The organism is Aliivibrio sifiae (genome assembly GCF_002954705.1).
Lineage (GTDB): Bacteria > Pseudomonadota > Gammaproteobacteria > Enterobacterales > Vibrionaceae > Aliivibrio > Aliivibrio sifiae_A.
In genome coordinates this window covers 301,018-314,113 of sequence record NZ_MSCO01000001.1, presented here as the reverse complement: position 1 = coordinate 314,113, position 13,096 = coordinate 301,018, and the positions used below count along the sequence as shown (strand labels likewise).

Below are 13,096 nucleotides of genomic sequence, written 5' to 3'. Positions count from 1 at the left end.
CGAATACCCCTATTTTCTGTCGGGTGTACAAATTCATTCTACTGTGGTGCAATTCACACCATTATAAAAAGCAATCGAGCATGTCATGACATCTTTCTCTCACGCCATTTTAGAGTGGTACGACAATTACGGCCGTAAGACGTTACCTTGGCAATTAGAAAAAACTCCTTATAAGGTATGGTTATCTGAGATCATGCTTCAACAAACCCAAGTAACTACCGTTATTCCCTATTTCGAGCGTTTCATGGCCCGCTTTCCAACGGTTGTTGATTTAGCTAATGCAGAACAAGATGAAGTCCTGCATTTATGGACCGGACTTGGCTATTACGCTCGTGCTCGTAATTTACACAAAACAGCCCAAATCATTGCTGAACAATATAATGGGAAGTTTCCAGAAACCATCGACGAAGTCATCGCTCTCCCGGGGATTGGACGATCTACTGCTGGGGCAGTGTTATCATTATCATTAAAACAACGTCATCCAATTTTAGATGGCAATGTAAAACGTACGCTTTCTCGCTGCTTTGCTATTGAAGGTTGGTCAGGTAAAAAGTCCGTTGAAAATGCCATGTGGGAAGTAGCCGAAGAACATACCCCAGAGTTTGGGGTTGAACGCTATAACCAAGCCATGATGGACATGGGGGCAATGGTTTGTACTCGCTCAAAACCTAAATGCAAATTATGCCCTGTCAATGATCTTTGCCAAGCAAAAGCACAAGATCGTCAATTGGATTTTCCAACTAAGAAACCCAAAAAAGACAAGCCAACCAAAGAGGCATGGTTTGCTATCTACTATCACGATGGTGATGTATTACTAGAGCAACGACCTCAAACGGGAATTTGGGGTGGACTATATTGCTTCCCCGAACAGCCAGAAAATACCTTAAATGATTTATCCGACCGCTATGGTATGGATGTGAAATCAAGCCAACAATTAATTGCTTTTCGTCATACCTTTAGTCATTACCACTTAGATATCACTCCTGTACTTATCACTCTGAGTAAGAAACCTCATATGGTGATGGAAGGAACGCGTGGAGTTTGGTATAACTTATCTCAACCAATGACGGTAGGATTAGCAGCTCCAGTTCAAAAACTGCTAGATACCTTACCGTTCGAAATTTCTAATGGAGAATAACCATGAGTCGCACTGTATTTTGCGTTCTTTTAAATAAAGAAGCCGATGGCCTAGATTTTCAACTTTACCCAGGTGAACTAGGTAAGCGTATTTTTGACAATATCTCCAAAGAAGCATGGGGCCAATGGCAGCATAAACAAACCATGCTTATTAATGAAAAGAAACTGAACATGATGGATCCAGAGCACCGCAAACTACTGGAAACAGAAATGGAAGGTTTCTTATTTGATGGCAAAGAAGTCATCATTGATGGTTACACACCACCAAGTGAATAAGTTATTGTAAATAAAGCAGTCTAATGGCTAATGCCGATCAGTTAGTCACTTTATTGAGTAATTACGCACTATTTATTCAATGTCTAATAGATATGGAAAAGTACCCGTTAAGAGAGTGAAAGATAGATACAACAAGGGCTCCAGAATGATTGTAATAAATTCGTCTGAAGCCCTTGTTTTTATTGATATTCGCTTAACTGACTGGCATTAGTCTAATGGCTGCTTTATTTTTATTCTTTTTCAGTTAGAGGGCATTCTGCCGTTAACATTATTATCGAGTTCTTATCTATATTGTCTTTATGAAAAAAATTATCCTGATTGCCTCTGCTTGTCTTTTTCTTACCAGTTGTAGCCGAGAATCAATAGAGTCTACTTTTGGTATTAATTACGATACCACTAATCGCTTTGCTAAAAACCTTGCCCCTCTTCCAGGGCAATTTACTAAAGATATAAAAGCACTCGACTCTTTAATTAACAGTTTTAATGCCAACATTGAAAAGCGTTGGGGTAAAAAGAATCTCGTTATTGCCAGTAAACGCTCATACGTAAAATATACCGATGGCTACTTAAGCCGATCTCAAGTTGATTTTACAACGGGCCGAGTTACGGTTGAGACGGTTGCAGGTACCGAGCCTAAAGCCCATTTACGTCAAGCAATTATTACGACCCTACTTACGCCTGACGATCCCGCAGGTGTCGATCTTTATTCTGATGCTGATGTTGCCCTTGATGGCAAACCCTTCTTATACCAACAAGTCGTTGATCAAGATAAAAAACCAATTGAATGGTCATGGCGTGCAGGTCGTTATGCTGATTATTTAATTGCTAATCACTTAAAAACAAAAAATATCGATTACAAAAAAGCCTTTTATGTCGATATTCCTATGGTAAAAAACCATACTCAGCTACGTGAATATCAATATGCTGATATTGTTCGTGGTGCATCTCAGCGTTATGACATCCCTGAAGATCTCATTTATTCCATAATTAGAACGGAAAGTAGCTTTAACCCATATGCGGTAAGTTGGGCAAATGCCTACGGGTTAATGCAAGTCGTCCCAAAAACAGCTGGACGCGACGTATTTAAATTAGTTAAGAAAAAATCAGGCGATCCAACCCCCGAATACCTTTTCAATCCTCACAACAATATAGATACCGGCACGGCTTATTTTCATATTTTAAAAACCCGTTACTTAAAAGACATTCGTAATCCTATTTCAAAACAATACAGTATGATTTCAGCTTATAACGGCGGCGCTGGTGGTGTATTTAATACTTTTAGCAGCAGTAGAAGCAGAGCAATTAGTGATATTAATAGCTTAAATCCAAATCAAGTCTACTGGGCTTTAACCAAAAAGCATAAAAATGCAGAATCTCGCCGTTACTTAGAAAAGGTTACAGCCTTTAAAAAAGAATTTAATTCAGGGAAGATTTAGCGATAAAATCGCCTATTCGATGAATTATCCATCAAACAACCAAAAAAATAGCGTATTTTGCAAAAAAAAGTTGACGGTAGGGGCAAAAATCCGTTTAATAGCGCTCGTTGCCCGGATAGCTCAGTCGGTAGAGCAGAGGATTGAAAATCCTCGTGTCGGTGGTTCGATTCCGCCTCCGGGCACCATACAATAAGATTGTTGGTGTAGTTCTAGATTAATTAAATGCTAGATCACGAATAGTCAAAAGAATTTAGTGTGCCGACTTAGCTCAGTAGGTAGAGCAACTGACTTGTAATCAGTAGGTCACCAGTTCGACTCCGGTAGTCGGCACCATTCTTTTGCCTCGATAGCTCAGTCGGTAGAGCAGAGGATTGAAAATCCTCGTGTCGGTGGTTCGATTCCGCCTCGAGGCACCATACAATTCCCTTTTAGTTCAGTTGGTAGAACGCCGGACTGTTAATCCGTATGTCGCTGGTTCAAGTCCAGCAAAGGGAGCCATACAATTTAATCTTTACGTTTTAAAGATTAATAAAAATTAGTGCCGACTTAGCTCAGTAGGTAGAGCAACTGACTTGTAATCAGTAGGTCACCAGTTCGACTCCGGTAGTCGGCACCATTTCTTACTTGTAAGAAGAATAGAAAATCTGTTCCCTTTTAGTTCAGTTGGTAGAACGCCGGACTGTTAATCCGTATGTCGCTGGTTCAAGTCCAGCAAAGGGAGCCACATTCAAAAGCCTTGTCGTAGGACGAGGTTTTTTTATTACTGACTTAATTCAGTAATAGCAAAAAAATATAGTGTGCCGACTTAGCTCAGTAGGTAGAGCAACTGACTTGTAATCAGTAGGTCACCAGTTCGACTCCGGTAGTCGGCACCATTTTTTTGCCTCGATAGCTCAGTCGGTAGAGCAGAGGATTGAAAATCCTCGTGTCGGTGGTTCGATTCCGCCTCGAGGCACCATATAATTCCCTTTTAGTTCAGTTGGTAGAACGCCGGACTGTTAATCCGTATGTCGCTGGTTCAAGTCCAGCAAAGGGAGCCATATTAAAAAGCCTCATCATTCTGATGAGGCTTTTTTTATGCTTGTTATTTGGCAAACTCAACACTACCATAACCTCCATTCATACCAATCCACAAACATACTATCATTACGATACAATAAGGATTGAGATCACTTATTTCACTAAGGTTACACCATGACAGATACTCCATCAGGTAAACCAGGCAATACTGGTATTAAACGAGTAATTAAAGCTACTGGGTTTTCTATTCAAGGTTTAAAAGCAGCATTTAAACATGAAGCCGCTGTTCGTCAAGAATTTGCGATGTTAGTTATCGCCACCCCTACCGCCCTACTACTTGATGTATCCACGATAGAACAAATCTTATTAATTGGTGTCTTTGTCTTAATCTTTATCGTAGAGCTATTGAATTCAGCTATAGAGGCTGTTGTAGACCGTATTGGGCCAGAACATCACGAATTAAGTGGCCGAGCTAAAGATATCGGCTCTGCAGCCGTATTTGTCGCTCTGTGCTTTGCAGGCTTTACCTGGCTAATGATCCTAGGTAACCATTATTTATAATTTTATTTATCTTGAATAGATAAATAGAACGTATCCATTTTAAAGAGGAAGATTTTAATGAACCCTATTATTCAAACATTAAAAGAACACAATGTTAGTGATGAAAAAATCTCAGAAGTATTTCAAGCACTAACACAAAACCCACTAGCAGCGATTGCAACAATCCAAAGCTTAGGGATTCCACAAGAACAACTTCAACCATTAATGATGCAAGTAATGACAAACCCAAGCTTAATTAAAGAAGCTGTAGAAGAACTAGGTTTGGATTTTTCAAAAGTAGAAGAAGCAAAAGCAAAGCTTGAAGAAAATCAATAAATCTTTTCAATGAGTAATACTAGAGCCCTGACTTCGGTTGGGGCTTTTTTGTATCGAGAGATCGATGGTGTGCTTTCTATGTTCCAAATACAACAAAGCCCCGATTTTCATCGAGGCTTTGTCATTTAAATATGGTACCGGTAGGCGGACTTGAACCGCCACTCCTTTCGGAAACGGATTTTGAATCCGTCGTGTATACCAATTTCACCATACCGGCTTTATCAGCATTACTGCTTGATGTGACTGATTATACTCAGAGATGATCATGGCGCAAGCTCTTTATTACTCTAAGATATTTGTTTGCTGAAATATTCAGCAGTTATTTACAATCTGATTTTCATTTTTATCGAATCTATCGTTATACTGCTGTCAGTTTTTTAATTTATGGAAGATAAAATGACAACACAAAAACAAGCAGGATTTATGCGCCGCATGGGGGCTTGGTTTTACGATACTCTAATCATCAGTGCTGTGATGATGTTAACCGGTGGTGCTATCGTAGCAACTCTTGAGATGCTATATGGCGTCGGCATAGTCAGTTATGGCTCATACCCTGATGTTAGTTCATATCTAAACCATGACCCTATGTGGAGCAATCTATACCCTATCACTCTTATTTCTGTTTTTGTTGGCTTCTTTGCTTACTTTTGGTGTCAGGGACAAACACTAGGAATGCGAGCTTGGAAACTACAAGTTCAACAACTTGATGGCTCACCAATTACATTAACTCAAGCCATTATCCGAATGTCTACCTCGGCATTTGGTTTAGGTAACCTTTTAGTATTCATGTCTCATGATAACGCCGCTTTCCAAGATACATGGGCAAAAACTCGAGTAATTGTTCTGGATAAAGCCGTATAGCTCTATTCACGTAAAATCAATTTATAGACACAAAAAAAAGGAGATACTTTACAGTATCTCCTTTTTATTGAATCGTTTATAACTTCCGATTTAACAAGGCCAAAGTAATTAACAAGAAAATTAAACTCGGTCCTAATGCACCAAATATGGGGTGGATGTTATACACCAAGGTCATAGGCCCAAACACTTCATTAGATATATAGAAGGTAAAACCAGCAATAACACCTGACAGTATTCTTGCTCCCATAGTCACACTTCGTAGCGGCCCAAAGACAAAAGAAAGAGCTAATAACATCATTACGGCAACTGATATAGGTTGCAATGCTTTACGCCAAAAAGCTAATTCATAACGCGATGCATCTAACTCTGAATCTTTTAAATAAGTAACGTAATCATATAACCCAGTAAGAGATTGCTCTTCTGGTTTTACAGTTACTACAGCCAATTTATCTGGCGTTAATGTCGTTGACCAATTCAGACTATCGACTTTCCTTTCACTAATGACTGCATCATCTTCCATTTGAGTAATAGAAACATCACTCATTAGCCAACCTGCTTCTTTAGATTGATAATCTGCTTTTCGTGCAAAAATAATATTATTTAATTGGCAGTCATCATCAAATTGCCACACGGTGACACCGTATAGTTTTTCTTGGTTATCAACACGAGATAAGTAAATAAAGTCATCAGCATCTTTAGCCCAAACCCCTGCTCTTACGGCAGCAATATTGCCGCCTGATGTTTCAAAAGTTCGTAAATCACGAGCCATTTTTTGGGCTTGTGGGGCTCCCCATTGACCTAACGCCATAACCATCAACATTAATGGGATTGCCGTTTTCAATACCGATACGCCAATATCTAATTTTGAATACCCCGCAGCTTGCATTACTACAAGCTCAGAGCTCGCTGCTAACATCCCTAAGCCAATCAAAGCACCAAGTAAGGCCGCCATAGGAAAGAACATTTCAATATCACGAGGCATGCTTAAAATAACAAAATAAAGCGCATCTAAAAGATCGTATGTGCCTTTGCCTACTTTTCGTAATTGCTCAACATATTTGATGATCGAAGATAACCCAACCAAGGTCACCAAACATAATGCAGAGGTTGCTATAATCGTACGGCCAATATACCAATCTAAAATCTTAAACATGTTTTGGTTTTCTCCGCATTTTATCTTTTAATTTTCTAACAAATACACTGTCCATTGAGTTCAATACAATACCAATAATTAATAGCACAGCATTTATGGCCCACAAGCCAATATAAGGCGCTAACCCACCGTCTTCTACTGCTGATTTACCCGCACTTAATGATAAGAAATAGGCAAGATACAACAGAACAGCTGGCCCCAATTTAGCAAAACGCCCTTGTCGGGGATTTACGGCTGACAACGGCACCACCACCATGGTTAATAGTGGTATACAAATAATAAGAGAGATTCGCCATTGCAATTCAGCTTTCGCTTCTAGTTCATTGCGTTTAATTAGATCCAACGTAGGAATCGCATCCCAATCACGACGCTTTTCTTTAACTTCTTTTTGTCCAATTAATAGCTCATAAGATTCAAAATTACTTTCAAGATAATCTAAACGAGTTGGAATACCTTCATATCGAGTACCACTTTGAAGATCTAATACTTGACGACCATCAGGCAATTCTTTCACTACACCTCGCTCTGCAACTAAAACGCTTGGACGCAATGAGTCACGAGGTATCGGTTGAGCGAGAAAAACATGCTCTAATTCTTTGCCATTTTTCGTATTAATATCATCAATAAATACGACAGCTTGGCCATCAGGAGAGCGCTGAAATTGACCTTTTTGCAATAAATCTACACCTGCATCAGTTTCAACAGTTTCCATTAATTGCGTTGTTTTTTCTTGGCTCCAAGGAGATAGCCATAGTGAATTAAACGCCGCGGCGGTTCCTGTAATTAATGCTAAGTAAAGCGCAGCACGAATAAGGATTGAATTCCCCATACCTGTAGCGTTCATTACTGTGATCTCACTCTCTGCGTATAAACGCCCAAAAGTAAGAAGAATACCTATAAAAATACTCAAAGGTAGCATCAGCAAGCCCATTGCGGGCATGTTCAAACCAACTAAAGATAGGATCAACCCTCCAGGGATATCTCCATCCGAAGCGTCAGCTAAAACGCTAATAAATTTTTGGCTCATAAAGATCAAAAATAAAACAAAAAAGATCGCAAATTGGCTCTTTAATGTTTCCTTGATCAAATATCTAATAATAATCACGTCGAATCTACCTATAGAAAACTTGTATTTTTGCCAGAATCACTATAATTTCCGTGTAAACCATTTATTTTTTAATCTTTGGCTAAATGTTAGCCTGCGAAATCGGAACACTAATAGTATAGTATCTAACTAGATTTTGCTCATTATCTAACATTTAGTTCTATTTGTCTTTAGGATGTAGGAGTACGCATGGAGTTCAGTGTAAAAAGTGGCAGTCCAGAGAAGCAGCGCAGCGCATGTATCGTTGTCGGTGTTTTCGAACCACGCCGTTTATCTCCAATCGCAGAACAGCTAGATAAAATCAGTGACGGTTACATCAGTTCATTACTTCGCCGTGGTGATCTAGAAGGTAAACCTGGTCAAATGCTGTTGTTGCATCAAGTACCAAATATTCTTTCTGAGCGTGTTTTATTAGTCGGTTGTGGTAAAGAGCGTGAACTTGGTGAGCGTCAATATAAAGAAATCATCAAAAAAACCATCAGCACACTAAATGAAACAGGCTCTATGGAAGCAGTATGTTTCCTTACCGAACTGCACGTTAAAGGTCGCGATACGTACTGGAAGGTTCGCCAAGCTGTTGAGTCTACTAAAGACAGCTTATACACCTTTAACCAATTCAAGAGTAACAAACCTGAGACTCGTCGCCCATTACGCAAGTTAGTATTTAATGTACCAACTCGCCGTGAACTTAACTTAGGTGAAAAAGCAATTAATCATGGTTTATCTATTGCCTCTGGCGTTAAAGCATCGAAAGATTTAGGCAATATGCCACCAAACGTTGCCAACCCAGCGTACCTTGCATCTCAAGCTCGTCGCTTAGCCGATGACTACGAAACCGTTACCACTAAAGTAATTGGTGAAGAAGAGATGAAAAAACTAGGCATGACTTCTTACCTAGCTGTAGGTCAAGGGTCTCATAATGAATCCATGATGTCAGTGATGGAATACAAAGGTCATTCTAATCCTGATGCAAAACCTATCGTACTTATTGGTAAAGGTCTGACGTTCGATTCAGGCGGTATCTCTATCAAACCAAGTGACGGTATGGATGAGATGAAGTACGACATGTGTGGTGCTGCCTCTGTCTTTGGTGCAATGAAAGCGCTTGCTAAGTTAAACCTTCCTTTAAACGTTGTTGGTGTACTTGCTGGTTGTGAAAACATGCCAAGCAGTAATTCTTATCGCCCTGGTGATATTTTAACTACAATGTCAGGTCAAACAGTTGAAGTATTAAATACCGATGCTGAAGGTCGTTTAGTACTTTGTGATGCGCTTACTTATGTTGAACGTTACGATCCAGAATGCGTTGTTGATGTGGCTACATTGACAGGCGCTTGTGTTGTGGCTCTTGGCCATCACATCAATGGCTTAATCGCAAACCATAATCCATTAGCTCATGAACTCATTAATGCGTCTGAACAATCTGGTGACCGCGCTTGGCGCTTACCTATGGCTGACGAATACAATGAACAACTGAATAGCCCGTTTGCAGACATGGCTAACATTGGCGGAAAAGCAGCTGGCACAATCACTGCTGGTTGTTTCCTTGCTCGCTTTGCTAAGAAATACCATTGGGCCCACATTGATAGTGCGGGTACTGCTTGGGTCTCTGGTGCCAACAAAGGCTCAACAGGCCGACCAGTCTCATTACTTGTCCAGTTTTTACTGAATCGTTCAGGCCAAGAAAACGTAGAATAAACCACTTCGTTTTATGATATAAAGGGCCTATATACAGGCCCTTTTTTAATGACTTATTTATGGTCATATACGCTGTAATAAATAAGAGAGATTATGAGCCAAGCACTGTTTTATGTTATTGAACCCACATCATCAACAGCGACTCAAGAAGGTCTGTTAAAATTTGTGTGTCAGCTTGCTCATTATTATTACTCTGAAAATGCTCGAATCTATATTTTAAGTAGCGATAAAGAACAAGCGTTATTAATTGATGAAGCACTTTGGCAGAATGAAATTTCTGAGTTCACACCACATAACCTTATTGGTGAAGGCCCAAAATCTGGTTCTCCAATTGAAATTGGTTGGGGAACACTACGCCCATCAGGCCGCCGACATGTGCTAATAAATTTAGCTCAAGAGGTCGCAACTTTTGCGGTTTCCTTTGCTCAAGTGGTAGACTTCGTACCCTGTGAAGAAAAAAGCAAACAACACGCTCGAGAAAGGTATAAAATATACCGAAATGCAGGCCGAGCCATGCAAACCGAGACATTAGAATAATGCCAATCATCATAGCTAAGTAACTTAATTAAAAGATAATTATTAACTTGAGCCATTAATTATGATATTTGGCATTCCACTTTTTAATAGAGATATTCGTGACGAACACTATGGAAAAGACATATAATCCGCAATCAATAGAACAAGCTCTGTACCAGACTTGGGAAGAAAAAGGCTACTTTAAGCCTCATGGCGATACATCAAAAGAAGCTTACAGCATCATGATCCCGCCACCAAACGTCACTGGTAGCCTGCATATGGGTCACGCTTTCCAAGATACCATCATGGATACACTTATCCGTGCTGAACGTATGAAAGGTAAGAATACTCTTTGGCAAGTCGGTACCGACCACGCAGGTATTGCAACTCAAATGGTTGTTGAGCGTAAGATTGCGGCTGAAGAAGGCAAAACAAAACACGATTACGGTCGTGACGCTTTCATCGACAAAATTTGGGAATGGAAAGCAGAATCAGGCGGCACAATCACGAAACAACTTCGTCGCCTAGGAGCATCAGTTGATTGGGATCGTGAACGATTCACAATGGACGATGGTTTATCTGCTGCAACTCAAGAAGTGTTTGTTCGTCTATACGAAGAAGACCTTATCTACCGTGGTAAGCGTCTAGTAAACTGGGATCCGAAACTGCACACTGCTATTTCTGATCTTGAAGTTGAAAACAAAGACAAAAAAGGCTTTATGTGGCACTTCCGCTACCCACTAGCAAACGGCGTTAAAACTGCTGACGGCAAAGACTACATTATTGTAGCTACGACTCGTCCAGAAACGATGCTTGGTGATACTGGTGTTGCTGTAAACCCTGAAGATCCTCGTTACAAAGATCTAATCGGTCAACACATTGAACTGCCTATCGTTGGTCGTTTAATTCCTATCGTAGGCGATGAGCATGCGGACATGGAAAAAGGCACGGGTTGTGTGAAAATCACTCCAGCTCATGACTTTAACGATTACGAAGTAGGTAAACGTCATAGCCTACCAATGATCAACATCCTTACTTTTAACGCTGATATTCGTGATACTGCTGAAGTATTCACAACAAACGGCGAAGAAAGCGATGTGTACAGCGCTGAACTTCCTGCTAAATACCACGGCATGGAACGTTTTGCCGCTCGTAAAGCTATCGTTGCTGAGTTTGATGAACTGGGTCTTCTTGAAGAAATCAAAGATCACGATTTAACCGTTCCTTACGGTGACCGTGGTGGTGTTGTTATCGAACCAATGCTAACTGACCAATGGTATGTACGTACTGCACCTCTAGCTGCTCCAGCAGTTAAAGCGGTTGAAGATGGTCAAATCGAATTCGTTCCTAAGCAATACGAAAACATGTACTTTGCGTGGATGCGTGACGTACAAGATTGGTGTATCTCTCGTCAACTTTGGTGGGGTCACCGTATTCCTGCATGGTATGACAACGACGGTAAAGTTTACGTTGGTCGTACTGAAGAAGAAGTTCGTGAGAAAAACAACCTTTCTCCAGTTATCGTTCTTCGCCAAGATGATGATGTACTTGATACATGGTTCTCTTCTGCACTTTGGACGTTCGGCACACAAGGCTGGCCTGAAAACACAGACGCACTTAAAACATTCCACCCATCAGAAGTTCTAGTATCTGGTTTTGATATTATCTTCTTCTGGGTTGCTCGTATGATCATGATGACCATGCACTTCGTGAAAGACGAAGAAGGCAATGCACAAGTACCATTTAAGACAGTTTACATGACGGGCCTTATCCGTGATGAGAACGGTGACAAGATGTCTAAGTCTAAAGGTAACGTACTTGATCCTATCGATATGATCGATGGTATCGGCCTTGAAGAGCTTGTTGAAAAACGTTGTGGCAACATGATGCAACCTCAACTTGCTAAGAAAATCGAAAAAGCAACGCGTAAAACGTTTGAAGGCGGTATCGAACCATACGGTACTGATGCTCTACGTTTCACTCTTGCAGCAATGGCATCAACAGGTCGTGATATCAACTGGGATATGAAGCGTCTTGAAGGTTACCGTAACTTCTGTAACAAACTATGGAACGCAAGCCGTTACGTATTAATGAACACAGAAGAGCACGATTGTGGCATGGCTGAAGGTGCAGAGCTTGAGTTCTCACTGGCTGACCAATGGATCGCGTCTCAGTTTGAAATCGCAGCAAAAGAATTTAATGCACACCTAGATAACTACCGTCTAGATATGGCAGCAAATACGCTGTATGAATTCATCTGGAACCAATTCTGTGACTGGTACTTAGAGCTAACTAAACCAGTTCTATGGAAAGGCACCGAAGCACAACAACGTGCAACGCGTTACACGCTAATTACGGTTCTTGAGAAGACATTACGTCTTGCTCACCCTGTTCTTCCTTACATCACTGAATCTATCTGGCAGAGCGTTAAGCCGCTAGTTAACGGTGTTGAAGGTGAGACTATCATGACTCAAGCATTACCTCAGTTTAATGAAGAAAACTTCAATGCTGATGTGGTTGCTGATCTTGAGTGGGTTAAAGCCTTCATTACAAGCATTCGTAACTTACGTGCTGAATACGACATCGCACCAAGCAAAGGCTTAGATGTGATGATTAAAGTCGCTGACGAAAAAGACGCTGCACGTATTCAAGCAAATGAGATTGTTCTTACTTCTCTAGCAAAACTAGACAGCATCAAAGTACTTACAGACAATGAAGAGACGCCTGCATGTGCAACCTCTCTTGTTGGTAAGTCTGAGCTGATGATCCCAATGGCGGGCCTTATCGATAAAGATGCAGAGCTTGCTCGTTTAGATAAAGAAGTAGCTAAAATCCAAGGCGAAATTAAACGTATCGAAGGTAAATTAGGTAACGAAGGTTTCGTTGCTAAAGCACCTGAAGTTGTTATCGCTAAAGAGCGTGAAAAACTAGAAGGCTATAAAGAAACCTTAGTTAAACTAGAAGCGCAAAAAGAAACAATCGCTGCACTATAAGTAAGCCTTTATATCTTTATTAGGT

Annotated in this window: 11 protein-coding genes and 10 tRNA genes; 18 read left to right on the top strand and 3 right to left on the bottom strand. The window is 40.5% G+C overall.

Features of this window, described 5'->3' with window-relative positions:
- The first annotated feature begins 85 nt into the window (after window positions 1–85).
- The 14 genes from mutY (at window position 86) to BTO22_RS01390 (ending at window position 4,745) form a co-directional block, all read left to right on the top strand.
- Window positions 86–1,138, top strand: a complete 1,053-nt coding sequence (mutY, locus tag BTO22_RS01455) for an A/G-specific adenine glycosylase (RefSeq protein ID WP_105053986.1) — start codon at window positions 86–88, stop codon at window positions 1,136–1,138.
- Window positions 1,139–1,140: 2 nt separating this feature from the next.
- Window positions 1,141–1,413 (top strand): oxidative damage protection protein, encoded by a 273-nt coding sequence (locus tag BTO22_RS01450; RefSeq protein WP_060992501.1) that lies wholly within the window; start codon window positions 1,141–1,143, stop codon window positions 1,411–1,413.
- A 299-nt stretch (window positions 1,414–1,712) separates the two neighbouring features.
- Window positions 1,713–2,849: a membrane-bound lytic murein transglycosylase MltC gene (gene mltC / locus BTO22_RS01445; protein ID WP_105053985.1), complete on the top strand. Its 1,137-nt coding sequence runs from the start codon at window positions 1,713–1,715 to the stop codon at window positions 2,847–2,849.
- Window positions 2,850–2,958: 109 nt separating this feature from the next.
- A tRNA-Phe gene (locus tag BTO22_RS01440) sits at window positions 2,959–3,034 on the top strand.
- A 72-nt stretch (window positions 3,035–3,106) separates the two neighbouring features.
- Window positions 3,107–3,182: transfer RNA gene (locus tag BTO22_RS01435), tRNA-Thr, on the top strand.
- A 7-nt stretch (window positions 3,183–3,189) separates the two neighbouring features.
- Window positions 3,190–3,265, top strand: a tRNA-Phe gene (locus BTO22_RS01430).
- 6 nt (window positions 3,266–3,271) lie between these two features.
- Window positions 3,272–3,347: transfer RNA gene (locus BTO22_RS01425), tRNA-Asn, on the top strand.
- Between the two features lie 42 nt (window positions 3,348–3,389).
- Window positions 3,390–3,465: transfer RNA gene (locus tag BTO22_RS01420), tRNA-Thr, on the top strand.
- A gap of 32 nt (window positions 3,466–3,497) precedes the next feature.
- Window positions 3,498–3,573: transfer RNA gene (locus BTO22_RS01415), tRNA-Asn, on the top strand.
- A gap of 75 nt (window positions 3,574–3,648) precedes the next feature.
- A tRNA-Thr gene (locus BTO22_RS01410) sits at window positions 3,649–3,724 on the top strand.
- Between the two features lie 7 nt (window positions 3,725–3,731).
- Window positions 3,732–3,807 (top strand) — tRNA-Phe (locus tag BTO22_RS01405).
- A gap of 6 nt (window positions 3,808–3,813) precedes the next feature.
- Window positions 3,814–3,889 (top strand) — tRNA-Asn (locus BTO22_RS01400).
- A gap of 154 nt (window positions 3,890–4,043) precedes the next feature.
- Window positions 4,044–4,430: a diacylglycerol kinase gene (locus BTO22_RS01395; RefSeq protein ID WP_105053984.1), complete on the top strand. Its 387-nt coding sequence runs from the start codon at window positions 4,044–4,046 to the stop codon at window positions 4,428–4,430.
- A gap of 57 nt (window positions 4,431–4,487) precedes the next feature.
- A complete protein-coding gene (locus BTO22_RS01390) occupies window positions 4,488–4,745 on the top strand; it encodes a DUF2999 domain-containing protein (RefSeq protein WP_105053983.1) in 258 nt (85 codons plus the stop codon).
- A 132-nt stretch (window positions 4,746–4,877) separates the two neighbouring features.
- On the opposite strand, the gene BTO22_RS01385 is transcribed toward BTO22_RS01390, so the two are convergent.
- Window positions 4,878–4,962: transfer RNA gene (locus BTO22_RS01385), tRNA-Leu, on the bottom strand.
- A gap of 179 nt (window positions 4,963–5,141) precedes the next feature.
- On the opposite strand from BTO22_RS01385, the gene BTO22_RS01380 reads away from it, so the two are divergent.
- Window positions 5,142–5,606 carry an RDD family protein gene (locus BTO22_RS01380; RefSeq protein ID WP_060992505.1) on the top strand — a complete coding sequence of 155 codons (465 nt, stop codon included), beginning with the start codon at window positions 5,142–5,144 and terminating at the stop codon, window positions 5,604–5,606.
- A gap of 76 nt (window positions 5,607–5,682) precedes the next feature.
- Here the strand turns inward: BTO22_RS01380 and lptG are convergent, their stop codons facing one another.
- Together lptG and lptF are read right to left on the bottom strand one after the other, a co-directional pair.
- The gene (gene lptG, locus BTO22_RS01375) at window positions 5,683–6,759 is read right to left on the bottom strand and encodes an LPS export ABC transporter permease LptG (protein WP_105053981.1); all 1,077 of its coding nucleotides are present in this window, start codon (window positions 6,757–6,759) and stop codon (window positions 5,683–5,685) included.
- Complete coding sequence (lptF, locus tag BTO22_RS01370) at window positions 6,752–7,864, bottom strand: LPS export ABC transporter permease LptF (protein ID WP_105053980.1); 1,113 nt, start codon at window positions 7,862–7,864, stop codon at window positions 6,752–6,754. Before lptF ends, lptG begins: the two co-directional genes overlap by 8 nt.
- 189 nt (window positions 7,865–8,053) lie before the next feature.
- Between lptF and pepA the strand changes: the two genes are divergently transcribed.
- The 3 genes from pepA to BTO22_RS01355 all read left to right on the top strand — a co-directional run bounded on the left by pepA (window position 8,054) and on the right by BTO22_RS01355 (window position 13,071).
- The gene (pepA, locus tag BTO22_RS01365; RefSeq protein WP_105053979.1) at window positions 8,054–9,562 is read left to right on the top strand and encodes a leucyl aminopeptidase; all 1,509 of its coding nucleotides are present in this window, start codon (window positions 8,054–8,056) and stop codon (window positions 9,560–9,562) included.
- 93 nt (window positions 9,563–9,655) lie between these two features.
- Window positions 9,656–10,099, top strand: coding sequence for a DNA polymerase III subunit chi (locus BTO22_RS01360; protein WP_105053978.1), 444 nt, complete (start codon window positions 9,656–9,658; stop codon window positions 10,097–10,099).
- Window positions 10,100–10,209: 110 nt separating this feature from the next.
- Complete coding sequence (locus BTO22_RS01355) at window positions 10,210–13,071, top strand: valine--tRNA ligase (RefSeq protein WP_105053977.1); 2,862 nt, start codon at window positions 10,210–10,212, stop codon at window positions 13,069–13,071.
- The last annotated feature ends 25 nt before the right edge of the window (window positions 13,072–13,096 follow it).

Coding starts and splice junctions, on each gene's coding strand:
- BTO22_RS01390 (WP_105053983.1), top strand. CDS start 4,488: ATGAACCCTATTATTCAAACATTAAAAGAACACAATGTTAGTGATGAA.
- BTO22_RS01355 (WP_105053977.1), top strand. CDS start 10,210: ATGGAAAAGACATATAATCCGCAATCAATAGAACAAGCTCTGTACCAG.
- BTO22_RS01380 (WP_060992505.1), top strand. CDS start 5,142: ATGACAACACAAAAACAAGCAGGATTTATGCGCCGCATGGGGGCTTGG.
- mutY (WP_105053986.1), top strand. CDS start 86: ATGACATCTTTCTCTCACGCCATTTTAGAGTGGTACGACAATTACGGC.
- BTO22_RS01450 (WP_060992501.1), top strand. CDS start 1,141: ATGAGTCGCACTGTATTTTGCGTTCTTTTAAATAAAGAAGCCGATGGC.
- lptG (WP_105053981.1), bottom strand. CDS start 6,759: ATGTTTAAGATTTTAGATTGGTATATTGGCCGTACGATTATAGCAACC.
- pepA (WP_105053979.1), top strand. CDS start 8,054: ATGGAGTTCAGTGTAAAAAGTGGCAGTCCAGAGAAGCAGCGCAGCGCA.
- BTO22_RS01395 (WP_105053984.1), top strand. CDS start 4,044: ATGACAGATACTCCATCAGGTAAACCAGGCAATACTGGTATTAAACGA.
- mltC (WP_105053985.1), top strand. CDS start 1,713: ATGAAAAAAATTATCCTGATTGCCTCTGCTTGTCTTTTTCTTACCAGT.
- BTO22_RS01360 (WP_105053978.1), top strand. CDS start 9,656: ATGAGCCAAGCACTGTTTTATGTTATTGAACCCACATCATCAACAGCG.